The organism is Streptomyces sp. NBC_00448 (genome assembly GCF_036014115.1).
Lineage (GTDB): Bacteria > Actinomycetota > Actinomycetes > Streptomycetales > Streptomycetaceae > Actinacidiphila.
The window spans coordinates 2,003,069-2,026,371 of sequence record NZ_CP107913.1; the positions used below are offsets into that span (position 1 = coordinate 2,003,069).

Annotated in this window: 18 protein-coding genes; 12 read left to right on the plus strand and 6 right to left on the minus strand. The window is 74.4% G+C overall.

Features of this window, described 5'->3' with window-relative positions; genetic code table 11:
• Window positions 1-24: 24 nt before the first annotated feature.
• The gene (locus OG370_RS08445; RefSeq protein ID WP_328462173.1) at window positions 25-1,128 is read left to right on the plus strand and encodes an NAD-dependent epimerase/dehydratase family protein; all 1,104 of its coding nucleotides are present in this window, start codon (window positions 25-27) and stop codon (window positions 1,126-1,128) included.
• Window positions 1,125-1,856, plus strand: a complete 732-nt coding sequence (locus tag OG370_RS08450; protein WP_328462175.1) for a TIGR04282 family arsenosugar biosynthesis glycosyltransferase — start codon at window positions 1,125-1,127, stop codon at window positions 1,854-1,856. The genes OG370_RS08445 and OG370_RS08450 overlap by 4 nt, the downstream gene beginning before the upstream one ends.
• Here OG370_RS08450 and OG370_RS08455 read toward each other — a convergent pair.
• Both OG370_RS08455 and OG370_RS08460 read right to left on the minus strand, forming a co-directional pair.
• Window positions 1,819-2,511 (minus strand): response regulator, encoded by a 693-nt coding sequence (locus tag OG370_RS08455; protein ID WP_328462177.1) that lies wholly within the window; start codon window positions 2,509-2,511, stop codon window positions 1,819-1,821. The genes OG370_RS08450 and OG370_RS08455 overlap by 38 nt on opposite strands.
• The gene (locus OG370_RS08460; RefSeq protein ID WP_328462179.1) at window positions 2,508-5,351 is read right to left on the minus strand and encodes a DUF4118 domain-containing protein; all 2,844 of its coding nucleotides are present in this window, start codon (window positions 5,349-5,351) and stop codon (window positions 2,508-2,510) included. Before OG370_RS08460 ends, OG370_RS08455 begins: the two co-directional genes overlap by 4 nt.
• Before the next feature lie 276 nt (window positions 5,352-5,627).
• On the opposite strand from OG370_RS08460, the gene OG370_RS08465 reads away from it, so the two are divergent.
• Window positions 5,628-7,625 carry an APC family permease gene (locus OG370_RS08465; RefSeq protein WP_328462181.1) on the plus strand — a complete coding sequence of 666 codons (1,998 nt, stop codon included), beginning with the start codon at window positions 5,628-5,630 and terminating at the stop codon, window positions 7,623-7,625.
• Window positions 7,626-7,639: 14 nt separating this feature from the next.
• Complete coding sequence (locus tag OG370_RS08470; RefSeq protein ID WP_328462183.1) at window positions 7,640-8,170, plus strand: DUF6221 family protein; 531 nt, start codon at window positions 7,640-7,642, stop codon at window positions 8,168-8,170.
• Window positions 8,171-8,442: 272 nt separating this feature from the next.
• On the opposite strand, the gene OG370_RS08475 is transcribed toward OG370_RS08470, so the two are convergent.
• Window positions 8,443-8,610: a hydrophobic protein gene (locus OG370_RS08475; protein WP_328462185.1), complete on the minus strand. Its 168-nt coding sequence runs from the start codon at window positions 8,608-8,610 to the stop codon at window positions 8,443-8,445.
• 103 nt (window positions 8,611-8,713) lie between these two features.
• Here OG370_RS08475 and OG370_RS08480 point away from each other — a divergent pair, with 103 nt between their 5' ends.
• On the plus strand, window positions 8,714-9,484 hold the full coding sequence (locus OG370_RS08480) for an AraC family transcriptional regulator (RefSeq protein ID WP_328462187.1): 771 nt from the start codon (window positions 8,714-8,716) through the stop codon (window positions 9,482-9,484).
• Window positions 9,485-9,500: 16 nt separating this feature from the next.
• Here the strand turns inward: OG370_RS08480 and OG370_RS08485 are convergent, their stop codons facing one another.
• Complete coding sequence (locus tag OG370_RS08485; RefSeq protein ID WP_328462189.1) at window positions 9,501-10,559, minus strand: ABC transporter substrate-binding protein; 1,059 nt, start codon at window positions 10,557-10,559, stop codon at window positions 9,501-9,503.
• 427 nt (window positions 10,560-10,986) lie between these two features.
• Here OG370_RS08485 and OG370_RS08490 point away from each other — a divergent pair, with 427 nt between their 5' ends.
• The 5 genes from OG370_RS08490 (at window position 10,987) to OG370_RS08510 (ending at window position 19,535) form a co-directional block, all read left to right on the plus strand.
• Entirely contained in the window at window positions 10,987-12,111 is a 1,125-nt protein-coding gene (locus tag OG370_RS08490) for a FecCD family ABC transporter permease (protein ID WP_328462191.1), read from the plus strand.
• Window positions 12,112-13,269 (plus strand): FecCD family ABC transporter permease, encoded by a 1,158-nt coding sequence (locus tag OG370_RS08495; RefSeq protein WP_328462193.1) that lies wholly within the window; start codon window positions 12,112-12,114, stop codon window positions 13,267-13,269.
• Between the two features lie 187 nt (window positions 13,270-13,456).
• Complete coding sequence (locus OG370_RS08500) at window positions 13,457-14,227, plus strand: ABC transporter ATP-binding protein (protein WP_328473901.1); 771 nt, start codon at window positions 13,457-13,459, stop codon at window positions 14,225-14,227.
• Between the two features lie 137 nt (window positions 14,228-14,364).
• Window positions 14,365-16,746 carry a phosphoketolase family protein gene (locus tag OG370_RS08505; protein ID WP_328462195.1) on the plus strand — a complete coding sequence of 794 codons (2,382 nt, stop codon included), beginning with the start codon at window positions 14,365-14,367 and terminating at the stop codon, window positions 16,744-16,746.
• Window positions 16,747-17,315: 569 nt separating this feature from the next.
• On the plus strand, window positions 17,316-19,535 hold the full coding sequence (locus OG370_RS08510; protein ID WP_443060633.1) for an MMPL family transporter: 2,220 nt from the start codon (window positions 17,316-17,318) through the stop codon (window positions 19,533-19,535).
• A gap of 172 nt (window positions 19,536-19,707) precedes the next feature.
• Here the strand turns inward: OG370_RS08510 and OG370_RS08515 are convergent, their stop codons facing one another.
• Together OG370_RS08515 and OG370_RS08520 are read right to left on the minus strand one after the other, a co-directional pair.
• The gene (locus OG370_RS08515) at window positions 19,708-20,607 is read right to left on the minus strand and encodes an ABC transporter substrate-binding protein (protein WP_328462197.1); all 900 of its coding nucleotides are present in this window, start codon (window positions 20,605-20,607) and stop codon (window positions 19,708-19,710) included.
• A gap of 220 nt (window positions 20,608-20,827) precedes the next feature.
• The gene (locus tag OG370_RS08520) at window positions 20,828-21,739 is read right to left on the minus strand and encodes an SDR family oxidoreductase (RefSeq protein WP_328462199.1); all 912 of its coding nucleotides are present in this window, start codon (window positions 21,737-21,739) and stop codon (window positions 20,828-20,830) included.
• Between the two features lie 260 nt (window positions 21,740-21,999).
• Here OG370_RS08520 and OG370_RS08525 point away from each other — a divergent pair, with 260 nt between their 5' ends.
• Both OG370_RS08525 and OG370_RS08530 read left to right on the plus strand, forming a co-directional pair.
• Entirely contained in the window at window positions 22,000-22,593 is a 594-nt protein-coding gene (locus OG370_RS08525; protein WP_328462201.1) for a TetR family transcriptional regulator, read from the plus strand.
• A gap of 203 nt (window positions 22,594-22,796) precedes the next feature.
• Complete coding sequence (locus tag OG370_RS08530) at window positions 22,797-23,294, plus strand: GNAT family N-acetyltransferase (RefSeq protein ID WP_328462203.1); 498 nt, start codon at window positions 22,797-22,799, stop codon at window positions 23,292-23,294.
• Window positions 23,295-23,303 lie beyond the last annotated feature (9 nt).

Consider the following 23,303-nt stretch of genomic DNA (forward strand, 5'->3'; position numbering starts at 1 on the left):
GGCACGGACCCTAGGGTCGGCGCCATGCGCGTACTCGTCACCGGCGGCGCGGGCTTCATCGGCTCCCACATCGTCGCCGCCCTCACCGCCCGCGGGCACGAACCGGTCGTCCTCGACGCCCTGCTGCCCTCCGCCCACCCGGTGCCTCCCGCGCTGCCGCCGTTCCCCGCCGCGCGGTGGCTGCACGCCGACGTACGGGACGGCGCGGCGGTCGCGGGCGCGCTGCGGGGCGTGGACGCGGTGTGCCACCAGGCGGCGATGGTCGGCCTCGGCAAGGACTTCGCGGACGCGCCGGCGTACACCGACTGCAACGACGTCGGCACGGCGGTGCTGCTCGCCGCGATGGCCGCGGCCGGGGTGCGCGACCTGGTGCTCGCCGGTTCGATGGTCGTCTACGGCGAGGGCCGCTACGACTGCGCGCGGCACGGCCGGGTCGCGCCGGGCCCGCGCGCCGCCGGGGAGTTGGCGGCGGGCCGCTTCGAACCGCCGTGCCCGGTCTGCGGCGCGCCGCTGGCCCCCGGGCTGGTCGACGAGGACGCGCCGACCGACCCCCGCAACGTCTACGCGACGACCAAGCTCGCCCAGGAGCACCTGGCCGCGTCCTGGGCGCGCGCCACCGACAGCCGTGCCGTCGCCCTGCGTTACCACAACGTCTACGGTCCCGGCATGCCGCGCGACACCCCGTACGCCGGAGTGGCGTCCTTCTTCCGCTCCTCACTCGCGCGCGGCGAGGCGCCGCGGGTGTTCGAAGACGGCGGCCAGCGCCGCGACTTCGTGCACGTCCGCGATATCGCGGCGGCCAACGTCCTTGCTCTGGAGGCGGTTTCGGGCCGACCGCCGGGTACCTTCCGCGCCTTCAACGCCGGCAGCGGCACCCCGCACACCGTCGGCGAGATGGCCCGGGCGCTGGCGGACGCGCACGGCGGCCCGGCACCCGTGGTCACCGGCGAGTTCCGGCTCGGCGACGTCCGGCACATCACCGCGTCCTCGGCACGGCTGCGCGACGAGATCGGCTGGCGCCCGCAGGTCGAATTCCTCGACGGGGTGCGGGAGTTCGCGCATGCCGGGCTGCGCGGTCAGGCCCCGGCGGCGGCTCGTCCGGCGACGGAGCGGACCGGTGCGCGATGACGACCCTGCTGGTGATCGCCAAGGAGCCGGTGCCGGGCCGGGTCAAGACCCGCCTGACGCCCTATCACTCTCATGACGAGGCGGCGCTGCTGGCGCGGGCCGCGCTCACGGACACGCTGTCGGCGGTGCTGCGCACGCCCGCGACGCGCCGGGTGCTGGTGCTGGACGGTGCGCCCGGGCCGTGGCTGCCCCCGGGGTTCGAGGTGGTACCGCAGGTGGCGGGCGGGCTGGACGAACGGCTGGCGGCGGCGTTCGGGATGTGCCGGGGCCCGGCGGTGCTGGTGGGCATGGACACCCCGCAGCTCACCCCGGAGCTGCTGCGGCCCGCGGTGGAACCGTTCGCCTGGCGGGGGTGCTCGGCGTGGTTCGGGCCCGCGGCCGACGGCGGGTTCTGGGCGCTGGGCCTGGCCGACCCCGACCCGGCGCTGCTGCGCGGGGTGCCGATGTCGAAGCCGTGGACCGGGCGGGCCCAGCGCGACCGGCTGCTCGCGGCGGGGCTGGCCGTCCGCGATCTGCCGGTGCTGCGCGACGTGGACACCGCGGCGGACGCGAGGGAGGTGGCCGCGCTCGCGCCCGGCACCCGCTTCGCGCGGACGCTGGCGGCGCTGGCCGCGACGGGGCGGGCCGGGACGGGGCGGGCAGCGACCGGTCGGACCGGTGCGGACGCCCCGGACGCGGGCCCGGGATGGGCTACGGCTCGAAGCGGTAGCCCATCCCCGGCTCGGTGATGAGGTGGCGCGGCCGGGCCGGATCGGGTTCGAGCTTGCGGCGCAACTGCGCGAGGTAGACCCGCAGGTAGTTGGTCTCCGAGCGGTAGGAGGGCCCCCACACCTCCTGGAGCAGTTGCGTCTGCGTGACCAGCCGCCCGGGGTTGCGGACCAGGACTTCGAGCAGGTGCCACTCGGTGGGGGTGAGCCGTACATCGGCGCCGCCGCTGCCGTGCACCTTCTTCGCGGCCAGGTCCACCGTGAAGGCGTCGGTGACGACCACGGCCTGGTCGTCGGCGCCCGCGCCGGTGCCGGGTTCGGCGCGGCGGACCGCGGCACGCAGCCGGGCCAGCAACTCGTCCATGCCGAACGGCTTGGTGACGTAGTCGTCGGCGCCCGCGTCGAGCGCCTGGACCTTCTCCTTGGAGGCGTGCCGGGCCGACAGCACGATGATCGGCACCCGGGTCCAGCCGCGCAGCCCGCGGATCACCTGGGCGCCGTCCATGTCGGGCAGGCTCAGGTCGAGCAGCACCACGTCGGGGTTGTGGGCGGCGGCCAGCCGCAGCGCGCCGGCGCCGTCGGGCGCGGCGTCCACGTCGTAGTGGCGGGCCCGCAGGTTGATCACCAGCGCCCGCACCAGCTGGGGTTCGTCGTCCACTACCAGGACCCGGGTCATCGTTCGGGCACTGCCTCTCGCAGATCGGGGTCGGGGGTGGCGCCGGGCGCGGTGGGCAGCGTGAAGACCATGCTCAGGCCGCCTCCGGGGGTGTCCTCCGCGGTCAGGGTGCCGCCCATCGCCTCGGTGAAGCCGCGGGCCACCGCCAGGCCGAGCCCGACGCCCGTACCGGCCGGGGGCGCGTCGCCGTAGCGCTGGAACGGTTCGAACACCAGGTCCTTCGCCTCCTCCGGTACGCCCGGACCGCGGTCGATCACCCGCACCTCGACCCGGGTGCCGTCCGGCAGCGCCAGCGGGTCGGCCCTGATCACGACCGGGGCGCCCGGCGGGCTGTACTTGACGGCGTTCTCCACCACGTTGGCGACGGCCCGCTCCAGCAGTCCGGTGTCGGCGCGCACCAGCGGCAGCGCCTCCGGCACCTCCAGCCGTACGGCGTCGGCCGGCACTTCGGCGAGCGCGGCCGGCACCACCTCCTCCAGGGCGATGTCGCGCAGCAGCGCGTTGACCGCGCCGGTGCGCAGCCGGCTCATGTCGAGCAGGTTGCCGATGAGGTGGTTGAGCCGGTCGGCGCCGGTCTCGATGCCGGCGAGCAACTCCGCCTCGTCCTCGGCGCTCCAGTCCACCTCGTCGGAGCGCAGCGAGGTGACGGCCGCCTTGATGCCGGCGAGCGGGGTGCGCAGGTCGTGGGAGACCGCGGCGAGCAGCGCGGTGCGGATACGGTTCCCCTCGGCGAGCCGGCGCGCCCGGGCGGCCTGCTCGGCCAGCCGCCTGCGCTCCAGCAGCGCGGCGGTCTGCGCGGCGAACGCGACCAGCACCCGGCGGTCCTGGGCCGGCAGCACCCGCCCGTTCAGCGCCAGCACCAGCCGCTCGCCGGCCGGCACCTCCACGTCGGCCCCTTCGGGTTCCACCGCGGGATTCGGCCCGACCGAGGCCGCGGTACGCCATCCGCCCTGCCGCCCCGGCCACCCCGCGCCGCCCGCCCGGCCGGCCCCGCCGGGCGCCGGTGCGGCCTGGCCGCCCCCTCCCGCGCTGCCGGAGGAACCCGAGGCGCCCGAGGCACCGATCCGCCCTCCCACGTCCGCCCGGCCGCCCCGGCCCCCGCGGCCGGCCGCGGGCGGCGCACCCTCGTCGTCAGGGCCGCCGTCCGCGTCCGCCGCGGTGGCGCCCGTGCCTCCGTCGGGGGCGCCCCCGACGGTGGCGTCCACCGGGCCGGAAGCGTCCGCGTCGTGGTACTCCAGCAGCGCCGCGGACTCCATCGCGAAGGTCTCGCGCACCCGGTCGAGCAGCGCGGTGATGCTGTCGGTGCCGTCCTCGCCGCGCAGGACGGCACCGGCGAGGTAGCCGAGGATCTCGGTCTCGGCACGGCTGCGGGCGGCCTGTTGGGCGCGGCGGGCGGCGAGGTCCACCACGGAGGCGACCGCGATCCCGACGGCGACGAAGATCACCAGGGCGAGCAGGTTCTGCGGGTCGGAGATGGTGAAGGTGTGGGTGGGGGGCGCGAAGAAGTAGTTGAGCAGGAGTGAGCCGAGCAGGGCCGCGGCGATCGCCGGGAAGACCCCGCCGACCAGGGCGGCGGCGACCGTGAGGGTGAGGAAGAGCAGCAGCGGCGTGGTGAGACCGGGCGAGCCGGAGCCGGCGCGCAGCGCGAGGGTGAGCAGCGGCGGTCCGCCGAGGCCGATCAGCCAGCCGCCGACCGCGCGGGCCCGGCCCAGGCCGATCGGCAGCCGCCCGGGCAGCCGGGGCCGGCCGCCGGCGACGTGCTCGTGGGTGACGATGTGCACGTCGATGTCGCCGGACTCACGAGCCACGGTGGCGCCGACCCCGGGCCCGAGGACGTACTGCCAGGCTTTGCGGCGGCTGGAGCCGAGCACGATCTGGGTGGCGTCCACGCCGCGCGCGAAGTCGAGCATCGCGGCGGGGATGTCGCCGCCGACCACGGAGTGGTAGCTGCCGCCGAGGTCCTCGACCAGCCGGCGCTGCCCGCCGAGGTCGCCCGCGGACGCGCCGACCAGGCCGTCGGAGCGCACCACGTGCACCGCGAGCAGTTCGCTGCCGGACCCCTTCGCCGCGATCCGGGCGGCCCGCCGGATCAAGGTGGCGCCCTCGGGGCCGCCGGTGAGGCCGACCACGATGCGCTCGCGGGTCTGCCAGGTCTGGGCGATGCCGTGCTCGGCGCGGTAGCGCAGCAGGTACTCGTCGACCCGGTCCGCGGTCCACAGCAGCGCCAGTTCGCGCAGCGCGGTGAGGTTGCCGGGCCGGAAGTAGTGCGACAGGGCGGCGTCGACCCGGTCGGGGGCGTAGACGTTGCCGTGCGCGAGGCGGCGGCGCAGCGCGTCGGGGTCCATGTCGACCAGCTCGATCTGCGCGGCGCGCCGGACCACCTCGTCGGGCACGGTCTCCTGCTGCCGCACTCCGGTGATGCCCTCGACGACGTCGCCCAGGGACTCCAGGTGCTGGATGTTGACGGTGGAGACCACGTCGATGCCCGCCCGCAGCAGTTCCTCGACGTCCTGCCAGCGCTTGGCGTGGCGGCTGCCGGGCACGTTGGTGTGGGCCAGTTCGTCGACGAGCGCGACCTTGGGGCGGCGCGCCAGCACCGCGTCGAGGTCCATCTCGGTGAACTCCGCGCCGCGGTGCGCCACGCGGCGCCGGGGGACGGACTCCAGGCCGGCGAGGAGTTCGCGGGTGCGGGGGCGGCCGTGGTCCTCGACGTAGGCCGCGACCACGTCGGTGCCGCGGGCCAGGCGGCGGTGGGCCTCGCCGAGCATCGCGTAGGTCTTGCCCACGCCCGGGGCGGCGCCGAGGTAGATCCGCAGACTGCCGCCGTGCGACGTGGCCACCGGTACCTCTCCCTCTCGCTCTCGCGTATCCACCGCCTTCGCGCTCCGCGGGCACCTTCGAGCATAGGGCGCCCGGCGACCGCGCATCGCGCGCGACCAGCGAGAGTGCGGCGCCCTCGGCCGCGTCCCGCCCGGCCGGCGGGGCACCAGACGGAAACGCGTTAAGGACGCGCTAAGATCCCCGGCCCGCACCCCCGAATGTCCGATTCGCCCCGACTCCGTGCAGTAGTGATAGGGAAGCCCGCCCACCTTTTCGAATTCCCGAACGGACTGCCCATGCTGTCGTCCACCACCCGGCCCGCGACCGCGGCGCTCCCCGAGAGCCACGGGTACCGGGTGAAGAAGCACCTGCTGGGCAAGCCGCTGGTCACCGAGCAGCTGAAGGGCGAGCGGCTGTCCAACCCGATCGCGCTGGGCGTACTCGCCTCGGACTGCATCTCCTCGATGGCCTACGGCTCCGAGCAGATGCTGGTGGTGCTGATCCCGGCGATCGGCGTCGCGGCGTTCACCGCGCTCATACCCCTGACCGCGGCGATCCTGTGTGTCCTGCTGCTGCTGACGCTCTCCTACCGCGACGTGGTGATGGCCTACACCCGGGCCGGTGGCTCCTACGTGGTGGCCCGGGAGAACTTCGGACCGCGGATCGCCCAGGTCGCCGCGGTCGCGCTGCTGATCGACTACATCGTCACCGTCGCGGTCCAGGCGGCGGCCGGCACCGACGCGCTGGTGTCGCTGATCCACCTGCTGTGGGGCGACGCCCGCCTGACCGCCCTGGACGACAACAAGCTCTTCATCACCATCGGGGTGGTGCTCCTGCTGTGCTGGGGCAACCTGCGCGGCATCCGTGAGGCGGGCCGCTCCTTCGCCCTGCCCGCCTACCTGTTCATCAGCGCGATGGCGCTGCTGATCATCACCGGCTTCACCCGCTTCCTGCTCGGTGACCACTCCCGCATCGACGTGCACACCCCGGGCATGGTCGGCCTCGGCACCGACACCCACGGCTTCTTCTACGGCGCCTCGCTGCTGATCCTGCTGCGCGCGTTCGCCAACGGCGGCTCGTCGCTGACCGGCCTGGAGGCGATCTCCAACGGCGTCAGCGTCTTCCGCAGCCCGCAGGGCCCCAACGCCCGCCGCACCATGGTCGCGATGTCCTGCATCCTGGGCACCGGCGTCCTCGGGGTGTCCCTGCTCGCGCACATCACGCACGCCACGCCGTACGTCGCGCAGACCCCGACCGTGGTCTCACAGGAGGCGAGTTGGGCCTTCGGCGGCAACTGGTACGGCACCGCGGGCCTGGTCTTCGTGCAGCTCGCGACCGCGCTGATCCTCTACATGGGGGCGAACACCTCCTTCAACGGCTTCCCGTTCCTGGCCAGTTTCGTGGCCGAGGACTCCTTCCTGCCCCGCCAGCTCACCCGGCGCGGCCACCGGCTGGCCTTCTCCAACGGCATCATCGTGCTGACCGTGGTGTCGCTGACGCTGCTGATCGCCACCAAGGGCAGCCTGAACGCGCTCGTCGGGCTCTACGCGATCGGGGTGTTCTCCGGCTTCACCATGGCCGGCGCCGGCCTGGTCCGGCACCACTGGAGGTCGCGCGACGGCAGGTGGCGGGCGAAGCTCGCGCTCAACGGCCTGGCCTGCGGGGTGTCGCTGCTGGTCGCCCTGATCTTCGCGGTGACCAAGTTCACCGAGGGCGCGTGGGTGGTGGTGCTGGTGTTCCCGATCGGCGTGTGGGCGCTGATCAAGGTGAACAAGCGCTACCGCGAGGAGGCCGCCGCGCTGGCGGCCGCGCCCGCCGACGCCACCCAACCGCGCGCCGACAGCCAGGTGATGTACATCCTGGTGGACCGGGTCGACCTGGCCGTGCTCAAGGCGATCCGCTACGCCCGCGCGCTGCGGCCGACCGAGATCCGCGCGGTCCACGTCATGGTCGACGCCCAGGAGGCGAAGCGGCTGGCGGCGCAGTGGAACCGCACCGAGGTCGGCGACCTGCGGCTGGAGATGGTGGAGTGCCCGGACCGCCGGATCAGCCGCGCGGTGCTCGAACTGGTCGACCGCCGCATCCGCGAGCAGCGCGCCCAGGTCACCCTGCTGATCCCCGAGCGCAACTACTCCCCGATCCTCGGCCGTCTGCTGCACCGGCGCACCGCGGACCACATCGCCCGCGCGGTCGGCCGACTGCCCGACGTCGTGGCCACCATCGTCCCGTTCGACGTCGCCGAGCCGCACGAGGAGCGGGCGCCCGACGGTTCGGCCGCCGCCCGGCGCCCGTGACCGAGGTCGCCCGCTTGGATACGGGTAAGGTGCCCGCGGCCGTACCGGCGGCGGACCAGGCCCGCGCGGTGAAGGAGTCGAAGCCCCGGCCCGCCGCGGGGCGCCGGGGCGCGCTCCGCGGGCGTAACGTGTCCGGGCCCGCGCACCGACCCGAAGGGAACAGCGTGATCGAGGAGTTGACGGCCTTCGTACGCGCCCGCATGACGGAGGACCTGACGTACGCGTGGGGCGGCGCCGTCGCGGGCGGGCAGTGGACGGCCGAGGGGCCGCGCCTGGTCGTGGACAGCGGCGCCGCGTTCGAGATGGCGGCGCCGCTCGCCGCGCACACCGCCCACCACGACCCGGCACGGGTGGTCCGCGCGGTCGCCGCCAAGCAGGCGATCGTCGCCAAGTGCGAACGCCACCTGGCGCAGGGCGCACCCGGGCTCGACGCCCGCGACAGCGAGCTCTTCGTCGCGCAGATCCTCGTCGCGCTGGCCGCGGAGTGGGCGTCCCACCCCGACTACCGCGCCGAGTGGAACGGCTCCCCCGCCGGCGGAGCGTAGCCCCCGTCCCGGGCGAACGGCCGTGCGCGCGGCCCGGCACACCCTCCGATCTCCTTGGGCAACATGCCGCATATCAGGCGCCTTAGGAGTACCCGGCGCCGATACCGGCGCCGGTATCAGCACGCCGTAGGCAACCTGCCGTACGCCGCCCGCACTTCGCACCCCGTTGGCCTCGAGGTGGCGCGGATACGGCAGTGGGCCGCTCCGGGTCGATCGGAGCGGCCCACCGCGACGCGCGGCCGTCGTATGCCGGACGGTCGGCCGCGCGCGTCTCACCACCGGTACCAGCGGCCCCTCCCGGAGCCGGACCCCGGCCGGATCAGGAATCCGAGCAGCCACAGCACCAGCACGACCACCGCGACCCACCAGAGGATCTGCACGGCGAATCCGAATCCGAACAGAAGCAGTGCCAGCAAGAGCACAACGAGCAACGGTCCCATGGTTACCAGCCTCCTGGACGACCGTGTGCCCCCGTTCCGCTTCCGCACGCCGTGCCATGGGTCCCGGGTCGGCCGTGGCCGTCATGCGCTATGTTCGATGACCATGTCGCCGAACAGTCATCCCGCCCAGCGCCCCGCGGCCCCGCCCGCCGAGGCGCTGCGGGTGATCAACTTCGACCTCGCCCGCGGCCAGCGCTTCGGCGAGCACGAGCACACCACGCACCAACTGGTGTGGTCCCCGGCGGGCGTGCTGACCGTGGACATCGCGGACCACTCGTGGGTGCTGCCGCCGACCCTGGCGCTGTGGATACCCGCCGGGGTCCCACACACCACGGGGGCCACCCGCCCGGCGCAGATGCGCAGCGTCTACCTGCTGCCGGACCGCTGCCCGGTGCGCTGGACGCAGCCGACCGTGGTCGGGGTGCCGCCGCTGCTGCGGGAGTTGATCACCCACCTCGGCTCCCCCGACCTCGGCGCGGAGCCGCGGGCCCGGGCGGAGGCCGTGCTCTTCGACCTGGTGCGACCGGTCACGGTGACCACGATCGAGCTGCCGATGCCCAAGGACGGGCGGGCCCGGAAGGTCGCCGAGGCGCTGCTCGCCCGCCCGGCCGACCACCGCCCGCTGGAGGAGTGGGGCCGGGAGGTCGGCGCCAGCGCCCGCACCCTGGCCCGGCTGTTCAGCGCCGAGACCGGGATGTCCTTCGGCCGCTGGCGGACCCGGGCCCGGCTGCGGGCAGGGCTCGAACACATGGCGGCCGACCGCCCGTTGGCGGCGGTCGCCCACCACGTCGGCTACACCACGCCCAGTTCCTTCATCGCCGCCTTCCGCCAGGAGACCGGCCGCACCCCCGGCGCGTACTTCACCGCGCGCTGAGCCTCCGCACCGGGCGTCACAGCGAGCCGAGCGCCTTCTCGAAGTCGCCGAGGGCCGCGATCGCGTCCTCGTAGCCGCCGGGCAGGAAGTAGACGCTGCCGAAGAGGCGGCCGGCCTTGGTGGCGGCGAGTTGCTGGAACGACTTCTGGGCGAAGAGCTTGAGGCCGAGGTTGGCGGGCTTGCCGTCGTTGGTCGTGTAGTAGAAGATCGCGTCGGCGTCGGAGAGCTTGCTGGTCACCAGCTCGTAGGAGACGGACTGCTGCTCAGCGAGCCGGGTGCTGCCGGTGGCGAAGACGGCGCCCGCGTCCGCGAGGATGCCGCCGATCGGCGAACCGTGCCCGTACAGCCACCAGTTGCCCTCGTCGAAGCCGCCCTGGAGGAGGTCCCAGCGGGTGCGGGCGAGCACGGCGGCGTGCGCCTTCTTGATGGCGGCGGCGCGCTCGGTGTAGCGCTGCTTGAGCTTGGTCAGGGCGTCGGGGACGCCGAGGACGGCCGCGGTCTGGTCGGACATGTCGCGCCAGGGCGCCTTGGACTTGCTGAACGGGAGCAGCACGGTGGGGGCGAGCGCGGTGAACTGGTCGTAGGGGAGGTTCGCCTGGGCGTCGATGCCGATGATCAGATCGGGCTTGAGCGCGGCGACCTTCTCCACCTGGATGGCGCCGCCGACGCCGTCGGAGACCTTGGGTATCGCCTTCCACCGGGTGAGGTCGCGCGGCGGGACGTACTCCTCGCCCGCGTTGAAGACGCCCGCCGGGGTCAGCCCGAGGTCGAACATCGCGGCCATCGGGAAGTCGTTGATCGCCACCACCCGCTTGGGCGCGGCCGGCACCTTCACCGGCCCCTTGGCGGTGTCGACGGTACGGGTGCCCGAACTTCCCTTCGACGCCTTGCCGGAGCCGCCCTCCGAGCCCGAACCGCCGCCGTTGGAGCCGCAGGCGGCGAGCCCGAACAGCGCGGCGCCGGCGGCCCCCGCGGTCAGCAGCCCGCGCCGGGTCGGACGGCCGGCGAGGCGGCCGGTGGGCTCGCCGTCGGATGCGGCGGCCGGCTCGGCGAGCGGGCGGGGCGGCAGGGACATCGGGACCTCCGGTACGGCGACAGGCACGGCCGGCGAGCGGACCAAGCCAGAACTTAGGGTGACCTAACTTTGGCTACCCTAAGTGGAATCTCCGGCGGCGGAATCTCCGCTCGGACGCCCGATAGCGCCAGCCCGACAGCGACGCGGCGGATCGACTGGGCCGCCCAGCCGCCCCGCGAGCGGTCAACGCGCCGTCCGCACAAGCCCTTTCGGCCGCACGGCCCGGCCGGACGCACCCGGCGCCGGCGACCGCGAGGCGACGAGGGCCCCGCGCGCGATGTCCGTCCAGCGACACTGGACGACCGTCCTTCGCGGGATGGACGCCGTCTCATGGGGCAGCACGCGGGGGGCGGGTGCGGTCGGCCGCAAAGATTTAGGTTAGCCTCCCCTTACTTCCCGTGGAGGGAAGTCCGCCGAGGAGAGCCCCATGAACGTCTCGCGCGCCCGAGTCGGGCCCGCCCCGGCCGCCGGGTCCGGTGGGTCCGGTGGGTCCACCAGGCCCGCCGGAACCGTCCGGCGCGCCCCCGCCCCGGCCTCGGTCCCGGGGCGCCGGCGCGCCACCGCCCTGTCCGCGGGGCTGCTCGTCGCCGCGGCCGTACTCACGCTCGCGGTCGTGGCCAGCCTCGCCATCGGCGCCAAGTCGGTGCCGCCGGGCACCGTGTGGGACACGGTGTTCCACCACGACCCGAACAACGCCGACCAGGTCATCGTCACCTCGCTGCGCCTGCCGCGCACCGTGATCGGGCTGCTCGCCGGGGCCGCGCTCGGCCTGTCCGGCACCCTCATGCAGGGCCTGACCCGCAACCCGCTCGCCGACCCCGGCCTGCTCGGCGTCAACTCCGGCGCCTCGCTCGCCGTCGTCACCGCGATCAGCGTTTTCGGGGTGACCTCCTTCACCGGCTACGTGTGGTTCGGCTTCGTCGGTGCCGCGGCCGCCGCGCTGCTCGTCTACGCCGTCGGCTCGCTCGGCCGCGAGGGCGCCACCCCGGTCAAGCTCGCGCTCGCCGGCGCCGCGGTCAGCGCGGGCCTGTCCTCGCTGACCACCGCCGTACTGCTCACCGACACCGCGACGTTCGACCGGTTCCGGTTCTGGGAGGTCGGCTCGCTGGCCGGGCGCGGGCTGTCCACCGCGTACCAGGCCGGGCCGTTCGTCCTGGTGGGCGCGGTGTGCGCGCTCGGCTCCGGGCGCCTGCTCAACACCCTCGGCCTCGGCGACGACGCCGCGCGGGGCCTGGGCCAGAACGTGGCGGCCGCAAGGCTGTTCTGCGCGCTGTCGGTGGTCCTGCTCTGCGGCTCGGCCACCGCCCTGGCCGGCCCGATCGCCTTCGTCGGCCTCACCGTGCCGCACACCGTGCGCTTCTTCACCGGGCCCGACCACCGCTGGATACTGCCGTACTCGATGCTGATCGCCCCCGCCCTCCTGCTCGTCTCCGACGTGGTCGGCCGCGTCGCGGCCCGCCCGGGCGAGATCCAGGTCGGCATCGTCACGGCCGTGATCGGGGCGCCCGTCCTCGTCGTCCTGGTACGCCGCAGCCGATTGGCGGGACTGTAGATGGCCGCGAACGCCTCCGGCGGCAGCCGGACCGGCCTCCCCTCGCCGCGCGCCGCGGCCACGGGAACGGGACCGGCCGCCATCGGAGCGGTCGGCGCGGGCGCGGCTCCCGGACGGGGCGTCTCCGCGGAGGCGCTGCGGGCCGTACGGGCCGCGCGCAGCCGGCCGCGGGTGCGGGCGAGCGCGGTCACGCTCGCCATGGCGGTGGTGGTCTTCGCGCTGTTCTGCGCGTCGCTGTCGGTGGGGAGTTTCCGTATCCCGGTGCTGGACGTGCTGCGGACGCTGGGCGGCGGTGGCGACGCCGGGACCCGGTTCATCGTGGTGCAGGTGCGGATGCCGCGCGCGATGACGGGAGTCGCGGCGGGTGCGGCCTTCGGGCTGTCCGGGGCGACCTTCCAGTCGCTGATCCGCAATCCGCTGGCGAGTCCCGACGTCATCGGGATCACCGCGGGCGCCAGTGCCGCGGCCGTGATCTCGATCGTGGTGTTCTCGCTGTCGGGCACGGCGGTGTCGCTGACCGCGGTGGCCGGGGCGCTGGTGACGGCGCTGCTGATCTACCTGCTCGCGTGGCGCCGGGGCGTGACCGGCTACCGGCTGGTGCTGGTCGGTATCGGGGTCGCGGCGGCGCTGTCCAGCGTGGTCTCCTTCCTGCTCACCCGCGCCGACGTCTACACCGCGCAGCAGGCGCTGCTGTGGCTGACCGGCAGCCTCGACGGCGCGGACTGGCCGCGGGCGCGCGGGGTGCTGTACCCGCTGGTGGTGCTGCTACCGGCCGCGTTCGTCGCCGCCCGCACGCTGCCCGCGCTCGGCCTCGGCGACGACGCCGCGCGGGGGCTGGGCGTCCGGGTGGAGCGCGGCCGGCTGGGGCTGATCCTCGCCGGGGTCTGCCTGGCCGCCGTGGCCACGGCGGCCGCCGGGCCGGTCGCGTTCGTCGCGTTCCTGTCCGGGCCGGTCGCCCGTCGGCTGCTGCACGGCCGCGGTCCGGCGCTGGTGCTGTCCGCGCTGACCGGCGCCGCCCTCATGCTCGGCTGCGACTTCGCCGGGCAACACCTGCTGGGGCCGACCGAGTTCCCGGTCGGCGTGGTCACCGGGGTGCTGGGTGCGCCCGCCCTGCTGTGGCTGCTCGCCCGCGCCAACCGTGTCGGCCAGGGAGGCTGAACCCTTGAGCAACACCGATACCGACGCCGCGGCCGGAGCGACGGCCGACACCACCGCCGGCGCCACCGCCGGCGCCACGACCGGCGCCACGACCGGCGACCGGGACGCAACCGCACCGGACGCCGCCGCACCGGACGTCCCCGGCCGGGCCCTCGCGGACCCGCCGAGTTCGCTCGCCGCCAGCGAGGTGCACCTGGGGTACGAGCAGCGGACCGTGGTCCGCGGGGTGAGCGTCGAGATCCCCACCGGTCGGGTCACGATGATCGTCGGCCCGAACGCCTGCGGGAAGTCCACGCTGCTGCGGGGCCTGGCCCGGCTGCTCACGCCGAGCGCGGGCGAGGTGCTGCTCGACGGCCGCAGCATCCACTCCCTGCCGACCAAGCAGGTGGCCGAGCGGCTCGGAATACTCCCGCAGACGCCGATCGCGCCGGACGGTATCCGGGTCGTGGACCTCGTGGGACGCGGCCGCTACCCGCACCAGGGGTGGTTCCGGCGCTGGACCGCCGCAGACGACAAGGCGGTCACCGAGGCGCTGGCCGCGACCGACACGCTCGATCTCGCGGACCGCTCGGTGGACGAGCTCTCCGGGGGGCAGCGGCAGCGGGTCTGGATCGCCGTCGCGCTGGCCCAGCGCACCGGCGTGCTCCTGCTCGACGAGCCCACCACGTATCTCGACCTGCCGCACCAGGTCGAGGTCCTGGACCTCGTCACCGACCTCAACCGCGAGCGCGGCGCCACGGTCGTCACCGTCCTGCACGACCTCAACCTCGCCTGCCGCTACGGCGACCACCTCATCGCCATGAAGGACGGCGAGATCTGTGCGGAGGGGGCGCCGCGCGAGGTCGTCACCGCGGAGACGGTCCGCGAGATCTTCGGCATCGACTGCAGGGTCGTCTCCGACGAGGTCTCGGGCACCCCCCTGGTCCTCCCCATCGGCCGCCACCACGTGCTCCGCTAGCCCCCGCCTCGGGGAGCGGACCGGAACCGTCGCGGCGGGGAGCCGCGGGGCGGGGCGCCCCCCGAATGGACGCGCCGCCGTCGGCTGCCCACCCGTGAGCGGGTACTGCTGACGTACCCGAGCCGCAAAGGACCCCCATGCCCACCGGTCTGAACGACGAGGAACTGTCCGCGCTGGACGCCCACTGGCGTGCGGCGAACTATCTGGCCGTGGGCCAGATCTACCTGCTCGACGGCAACCCGCTGCTGACGGAGCCGCTGCGCCCGGAGCACGTGAAGCCGAGGCTGCTGGGCCACTGGGGCACATCCCCCGGCCTGAACCTGGTGCACACCCACCTGAACCGGGTGGTGAAGGCCCGCGACCTGGACGCGATCTGCGTGTGGGGCCCGGGCCACGGCGGCCCCGCGGTGCTGGCGAACTCCTGGCTGGAGGGCAGCTACAGCCGCACCTACCCCGACATCACCCGGGACGGCGCCGGAATGGGCCGACTGTTCCGCCAGTTCTCCTTCCCCGGCGGGGTGCCCAGCCACGTGGCACCGGAGACCCCGGGGTCGATCCACGAGGGCGGCGAGCTGGGCTACGCCCTGTCCCACGCCTACGGTGCCGCGTTCGACAACCCCGGTCTGCTGGTGACCTGCGTGATCGGCGACGGCGAGGCCGAGACGGGACCACTGGCCACCTCCTGGCACGGCAACAAGTTCCTCGACCCCCGGCACGACGGCGCCGTCCTGCCGATCCTGCACCTGAACGGCTACAAGATCGCCAACCCCACCGTCCTGGCCCGGCTCCCCGAGGACGAACTCGACGCGCTGCTGCGCGGCTACGGCCACGACCCGATCCACGTCATCGGCGACGAACCCGCCGCGGTGCACCGTGCGATGGCCGCGGCGATGGACACCGCGCTGGACCGGATCACCGCGCTCCAGGAGGCGGCCCGTACGGGTGGGGACCCGGCGGCGGACGGCGTCGACCGGCCGCGCTGGCCGATGATCGTGCTGCGCACCCCGAAGGGCTGGACCGGCCCGGCGGTGGTCGACGGCCTGCCGGTCGAGGGCACCTGGCGCGCCCACCAGGTCCCGCTCTCCGAAGTCCGCACCAACCCCGAACACCTGCGGCAACTGGAGGAGTGGCTGCTGTCCTACCGCCCCACCGAGCTCTTCGACGACGCCGGCCGCCCCCGCGAGCAGGTGCTGGCCTGCGTGCCGTCCGGCGACCGGCGGCTGGGCGCGAACCCGCACACCAACGGCGGCCTGCTGCTGCGCGACCTGCCGGTCCCCGACCTGGACGAGTTCGCGGTCGCGGTCGAGCGGCCCGGCACCGACATGCACGAACCGACCCGCGTGCTGGGGCAGTTGCTGGAGCAGGTGATGGCCGACACCGCGCAGCGCCGCGACTTCCGGATCGTCGGCCCCGACGAGACCGCCTCCAACCGCCTCGACGCGGTCTACGCCGCCTCGGGCAAGTCCTGGCAGGAGCGGCTGGTGGACACCGACGAGCACCTCGACCGGCACGGCCGGGTGCTGGAGATCCTCTCCGAACACACCTGCCAGGGCTGGCTGGAGGGCTACCTGCTCACCGGCAGGCACGGCCTGTTCTCCTGCTACGAGGCGTTCGTCCACATCGTCGACTCCATGGTCAACCAGCACATCAAGTGGCTGCGCACCACCCGCAGACTGCCGTGGCGGCGCCCGATCGCCTCCCTCAACTACCTGCTCACCTCGCACGTCTGGCGGCAGGACCACAACGGCTTCTCGCACCAGGACCCCGGCTTCATCGACCACGTCCTGAACAAGTCCCCCGAGGTGGTCCGCGTCTACCTCCCGCCGGACGCCAACACCCTCCTGTCGGTCGCCGAACACGCCCTGAAATCACGGGACTACGTCAACGTCATCGTCGCCGGCAAGCAACCCTGCTTCGACTGGCTGACGATGGACGAGGCCCGCGCGCACTGTGCCCGCGGCGCGGGCATCTGGGAGTGGGCCGGCACCGAGGACGGCACCCGCGAACCGGATGTCGTGCTGGCCTGCGCCGGCGACGTGCCCACCCAAGAGATTGTGGCCGCCGCCCAGTTGCTCCGCCACCACCTGCCGCAGCTCGCGGTGCGCGTCGTCAACGTCGTGGACCTCGCCCGTCTCCTGCCGGAGAAGGAGCACCCGCACGGCATGTCCGACCCGCAGTACGACGCGCTGTTCACCGCCGACCGGCCGGTGATCTTCGCGTACCACGGCTACCCGTGGCTGATCCACCGGCTCGCCTACCGCCGTACCGGCCACCGCGACCTGCATGTGCGCGGCTACAAGGAGATCGGCACCACCACCACGCCGTTCGACATGGTCGTCAGCAACGACCTCGACCGCTACCGCCTGGTCATGGACGTCATCGACCGCGTGCCGGGGCTTGCCGTACGGGCCGCCCCCGTACGGCAGTTGATGGAGGACACCCGGCTGCGGCACCGGAGCTGGATTCGGGCCCACGGTACCGACCTGCCGGAGGTGGCCGACTGGCGGTGGGACGGCTGAGGGCACGCACCGCCGCGGGTGGGATGAGGAGGGGGCGGACTACCGCGGTTCGGCTGACCGGGCGGGAGGTGGAGAACGGGTGGTGCGGGCGGGCTGGTTGGCGGGGGGTCGCTGGGGCTCCGGTGGCGGGGTTCGAGACTGCATATTTACGGCGCCTGCGGGTGTTTCCGATCGTTACTGTCTCTCCTCGCGCCACAAATATACGAACGTCTCGAACCCCGCCCCCTTCGCCCCCGCTCGCTCCCTCCAGGGCTCCAGGGCTGCGGTTCGGGGCTGGGGTTCAGGGCTGGGGGTCGGGGCTGGGGGCAGGGGGGTGGGGTTCAGGGCTGAGGGCAGGGCTGGGGGCAGGTGGCGCCGGGGGTGGGACCCGGGTGCGGCCGGCCGGGGGTACGGGGCGGGGGCGCCCGCGGGCGTACTCCTGTGGGGGTAGTGGGGGGCGGGCTACCCGCTCGGGAGGCGGGGGGAAGTCGGTCCTACGCGGGACGATCGCGGCGTCGTGGCCGGAAACGATGGTCGGGTGTCCGGGCGCCGGGTGCCCGGGGTGACGACCGTCGAGAGGGGAACCCACCATGAGGGCCGCAGAGTTGGGGGCGGGTGCCGGGCCGGGGGCCGGTGGTCCGGGAGGGGGGCGCCGGGGGGTGCGGCGGCTGCCGTGGCTGGTGCTGGCGCTGTGGATCGGGGTGCTGGCCGTGGCGGTGCCGCTGGCCGGCCGGCTCGGGGACGTGCAGCGCGACAGCGTGGTGGACTATCTGCCGGCGAGTGCCGACTCCACCCAGGTCGCCGAGATCCAGCAGGAGTTGCCGGGTGGTGAGGCCACCGACCTGGTGATCGTCTACCACCGTGACGGCGGTCTCACCGCGGCTGACCGCGATACGGCCGGCCGGCAGACCGCCCGGCTGGCGCGTACCTACCGGCTCGGTGGTGACGGGGTGCCGACGGGTGTGCCGTCGAAGGACGGCAGCACGCTGATGTACCCGGTCTCCAGCACCCAGCCCGGCCAGGACTCCGATGCGAAGCGGAAGTTCGTCGACGGGGTGCGGGACATCACCACGGGCGGGCACGGGCTGACGGTGAAGGTCGGCGGGCCGGGCGGGCTGGACGCCGACGCGGCGGAGGTCTACGGCTCGCTGGGCGGTCCTCTGCTCTACACCACCGTGCTGGTGGTGGCGGTGCTGCTGATCCTGATCTACCGCAGCCCGGCGCTGTGGCTGGTGCCGCTCTTCGCGGCCGGCGCCGCGGACGTGCTGTCGATGGCGGTGACGTACCTGCTCAACCGGGCGTTCGGGATCACCGTCAGCGGCCAGAGTTCGGGGGTGATGACGATCCTCGTGTTCGGCGTGGGCACGGACTACGCGCTGCTGCTGGTGGCCCGCTACCGCGAGGAACTGCGGCGCACCGCCCGGCCGTACGACGCGATGCGCACCGCGCTGCGCCGGTGCGCCCCGGCGGTCCTGGCGTCGGCCGGCACCGTGGCCGCGGGCATGCTGTGCCTGCTGGCGGCGGACCTCAACAGCAGCCGCGGCATGGGTCCGGCCGCCGCGGTGGGCGTGCTCAGCGCGCTGGCGGCGATGGTGACGCTGCTGCCAGCGCTGCTGGTGCTGCTGGGACGGCGGCTGTTCTGGCCGCTGGTGCCGGAGCCGGGCACCGAGCCGAAGCAGCGGCGCGGCGGCTTCACGGCGATCGGCGGGCTGGTCGGCCGCCGGCCGGTGGCGGTGCTGGTCTCCGGCGTGGTGCTGCTCGGCGCGCTGGCGTTGGGCGTGCTGCACCTGCCGGGCAGCGTGAAGCAGCAGGACAGCTTCGCCACCCGGCCGGACTCGATCGTGGCGGCGCGGCTCCTCGCCAAGGCATACCCGGACCAGGCGAGCCAGCCGATCACGGTGATCTCGCCGGCCGGGGCGGCGGCCGGGGCCGAGCGGACCGCCCGCGGCACCGGCGGCGTGGCGGAGGTCCGGCCGGGACGCACAGGCGGCGGCTGGAGCGAGTTCTTCGTCACCGCCGACAGCCCGCCGCAGTCCGCCGCCGAGACCGCGACCATCAGGCAGTTGCGGTCGGCGCTGCACGGCTCCTACGTCGGCGGGCCCAGCGCGCAGCAGATCGACCTGCGGTCCACCAACAGCCGGGACCGCGCGATCGTGGTGCCGATCGTGCTGGCGGCGGTGGTGCTGATCCTGATCCTGCTGCTGCGCAGCCTGGTCGCGCCGCTGCTGCTGGCCGCCGCCGTGATCGCCGTGTGGGGTTCCGCGCTGGGCGTCGGCGGGCTCGTCTTCGGGCGGGTCTTCGGCTTCCACGGCACCGATCCGGGGCTGGCGCTGCTCAGCTTCGTGTTCCTGGTCGCCCTCGGCGTGGACTACGGCATCTTCCTGATGCACCGGATGCGGGAGGAGGCGCTGCACGGCGCGCCGCCGCGGCAGGCCACGCTCGGCGCGCTGCGGACCACCGGCGGGGTGATCACCTCGGCGGGGATCGTGCTGGCGGCGACGTTCTCGGTGCTGGTGAACATGCCGCTGGTGCAACTGGCCGAGCTGGGCTTCGTGATCGCGGTCGGGGTGCTGCTGGACACGTTCGTGGTGCGGACGTTCCTGGTGACGTCGGCGTCGCTGCTGCTGGGGCGGCGGCTGTGGGCGCCGGGCGCGCTCGGCCGGGTCCGCCCGCAGGGCGGCGGACCGGGCGACGGCGGCCACGGTGGTGACGGCAACGACCTTGCCGGCAGCGGCCGTTCGCAGGTGACCGGCGGCGCGGACGGCGAGGGGGCGGCCGGCGCCGAGCAGCCCGCACCGGCCGCCGGCTGACGCGGTACGGCCGGCACGCCGGTCGTCGTACGCCGCCGGGCGGGCGCCTCCTGGTGAGGGGGGCGCCCGCCCTGCGGTACGTGCCGGGGCGCCGCACCGCCCGCCGGACGGCGTACGGCCGGTCGTCAGCGCGGCGAAGGAACGGCGCCTCCGGTCGGCGCTTCGACTCCGGTCACTGTGACGCCCGCGCCTGTGCCCGCAGGGCGTCCGCGACCGCCCGGAGGAAGGTGGCGTACGCGCCCGGGGCGGGCGGGAGTTCGGGGTTCCAGGGCAGCACCTGGGCGGTGAGGGACAGCCGTTGCCAGGCGGGGATGTCGGCGAGCGCGGACAGCGGCGCGGCGTTGGCGCGGGTGTCGGCGAGGACGACGCCGGCGCCGCCGACTGCTGCCAGCGCCTGATCCCAGTCCACAGTGCGCCAGTTGACGCCCGGACCGCGGCCGGGGTCGGCCATCCGCACCCCGAGGTCCGCGAGGTGCCGTAGCTCCGGCCAGGTGTCCGGCCGGGCCAGGTGCACCTGTTCGGGCCCGCCCGGCGACAGGGCGACCACCCGGGCGGTTCCCTCGCCGACCGCCAGAACCCGTAACTCCTCCTCGGCGAGGGCGAGTTCGCCGCCGACGACGCCGGCTTCCGCGCCGAACGCCGTCGTTAGGTCGGCGAACCGGCCGAGTATCGTCCGCAGCGACGCGTCGCCGCCGACTCCGAGCGCGACCACCGGTACGCCCGCTGCCTCGGCCACGGACTCCGCGAGGGCGTACGGCGCCTTCCCGTCGTAGGTCACGTCCACCACCACGTCCGGGCGCAGCTCGCGCAGTGCGTCCGGCGCGACGTCCGCTCCCCCGCCCAGGTAGGCGACTTGGCGCGGGTCGAGCCCGCCGAGCTTCGCCGGGTCGGCGGCCGCGCCGCTGTCGTGGCCGGACCCGTAGACCGCCACCGGCCGCACGCCGTACTCCCACAGCGCCGCCCCGGCTCGTACGTACGCCACCACCCGCGGCGGCGCGCCCGGCCCGGACGAGGTGCTGCCCCGGTCGTCGGTGAACTCCCAACCCGCCTGCCGCGCAATGCCGTTCGTCATTCGGTGCCCCCTTCGCGATCCGCGCGGAGCCTCGCGGGCCCCGCCGCGTGCTCTCCACCCTGCGCTCCGACCGGCCGCGCCACAAGGGTGCCTGCAGCGGGTGGGTGCGGGGGTCGAGCAACCGGGGTGCGGCGAGCGGGAGTACGGCGGGCAGGGGCTGCGGTCGGGCGGCGGGGCGCAGGAGGAGGAGGCGGGGGCTGCGGCCAGGCGGGTGCGGCGGTCAGGCGGCGGACGGCGTGAAGTAGTCGCCGTGCTCCAGGTCCTCCAGCAGCGTCGGGTGGGTCGGCGTCCAGCCGAGCAGCTGCCGGGTGCCGTCGCTGGAGACGGGCGCGTCGATGCCGAACACCCGGGCCATGAAGGGGTTTCCGAAGTGCTCAGCCGCCTCCTCGGGTGCCAGGGAGGCGGTGGGCAGGCCGAGCATCCGTCCGATCGTCTCGGCGATGCTCTTGAAGGCGACGCCGCCTTCTGCCGCGCCGTGCAGCACGCTGCCCGCGGGAGCGGACTCCAGCGCCAGCCTGAACAGGCGGGCGGCGTCGGCCCGGTGGACGGCGGGCCAGCGGTTGGCGCCGGTGCCGATGTAGGCCGAGGTGCCGGTCTTGCGCGCGGCGGCGACCAGCATCGGGACGAACCCGTAGTCGCCGGGACCGTGCACGGTGGGCGCCAGCCGGACCAGGCTCGCGCGCACTCCCCGCGCGGCGGAGCCCAGGCACGCCCGCTCGCCCGGGATGCGGAAGGCCCCGATCGAGGCGGGGTCGGGCGCGTCCTGCTCGCCGCTCACCCGGCCGACGGGCATCACCAGCGTGCCGGAGGTGCTGACGAACGGCTTGCCCGAATCCGTGAGCGCCCCGCCGAGCGCCTCGATCGCGGTGCGGTCGCGCCTGATGAGGTCCTCCGGGTCGGCGAAGTCGCCGCCGAAGGCCATGTGCAGGACGCCGTCCGCCGCCTCCGCTCCTGCCCGCAGGCTGTCGAGGTCCTCCAGCGAGCCGCGGTGCACGGTCGCGCCGAGCCCCTCCAGGCGCGCGGCCGAGGCGTCGGAACGCGCCAGGCCGGTGACCTTGTGCCCGGCCGCGACCAGTTCGGCGACGACGGTCGGTCCGGTCAGCCCGGAACCTCCGGTGACGAAGACATGCACGATGAACTCCCTTGAGCCGGTTCGGCACTGCTCCACGTAGCGACAGGGACTGTCACTACGGCCTTCAACGTAGCACGTAACGTCAGAGACTGTCGCTACGCCGTGGATGCCGATCCGTCGGCCTGTCGCCCGCCACCGCCCCGTCGAGCCGTCGATCCGGCGCCCCGCCGATCCGCCGATCCGCCGGCGCCCCGCCGCGACGAGGGGCGGGCCGACCACCTTGACGTCGGCTTCTGCCGGTATTGGCCTATGCTGCTGGGATGCCACGGGATGGACGGCCGGCGCGCCTACGACTCCAGCAGGCCGCTCTCGACCTGTACACGGAGCGCGGCTTCGACCAGGTCACCACCGCCGAGATCGCGGCGCACGCGGGCGTCACCGAGCGGACCTTCTACCGGCACTTCGCCGACAAGCGCGAAGTACTCTTCGGCCAGGAGGACTTCCTGCGTGACGCGCTGGAGCGCGCCGTCGCGGAGGCGCCCGGCACCCTCGGTCCGCTCGCGACGGTGCTGTGGGCGTTCCGCCGGATCACGCCGCTGCTGGAGGACAACCGGCCGCTCTCCGAGCCGCTGCACCGGCTCGCCAACGCGACCCCGGCGCTGCGCGAACGCGAACTCGCCAAGACCGCGTCCCTGGCCTGCACCATGACCACGGCGCTGGGCCGGCGCGGCGTCGGCGACCGGTGCGCGTCGCTCGCCGCCCGCACCGCACTGGCCGTCGCCGGACAGGCGACCCACCTGTGGATCGAGCAGTCCGCCCGCCCGCTCGACCACTTCCTCGTCCAGGCGATCGACGACCTGCACTCGCTCTGCGAGACGGGCGACCTCCCGAAGGACACGCACGTCAGCGCCTGAGCACGTCAGCGCCTGAACCCGCCTGGACGCAGCGCTTCGAGCACACCCCGCCGCGCGCCTCGGCGGGCTGCGGTCCGCGGCGGACCGCCGGCGCCGAGCACCCGCCCGGCGCCGAACGGCTCCCCCGTAGCCCTGTACGGATGGTTCGACCGGGGCCTCGGACCGGCGCCCGAGGAGCCCGCGCGCTGGCTACGCTTCCTGGCATGTCTCCCGCGATCGAGGTCCTGGCCCCTGCCGAGGTGGACCGCCTGAAGAGCCTGTGGGGGCAACTCCTGGCCCACCACAGTCGCGAGGCGGCACACCTGGCGGCCCTCGGCGCGGTGCGCTCGCCCGAGGAGTCCTGGCACCTGCGGCGGGGACAGTACCTCGACTGGCTACGGGAACCGCTCGCCGCGATCCTGGTCGCCCGCGACGGGGACCGCCTGCTGGGCTACGCGTGCGTGCGGGTGGTCGACGCTCCGGGGTCCTGGCAGTGGGGGGACCGGGTCGGCGTGCTGGAGACGCTCGTGGTCGACGACGAGGCGCGCGGCGCCGGGATCGGTCAGGCCCTCGTCGGGGCCGTGCGTACGCGTCTCGCCGGGTCGGGCGTCCAGGTCATGAAGATCTCCGTCATCGCGGGCAACGCCGGCGCCCTGCGCTTCTACCAGCGGGAAGGCGCCGTCGACTTCGTGCGGACGCTGGTCATGCCCGTCCCGGGGTGACGGCGCGGA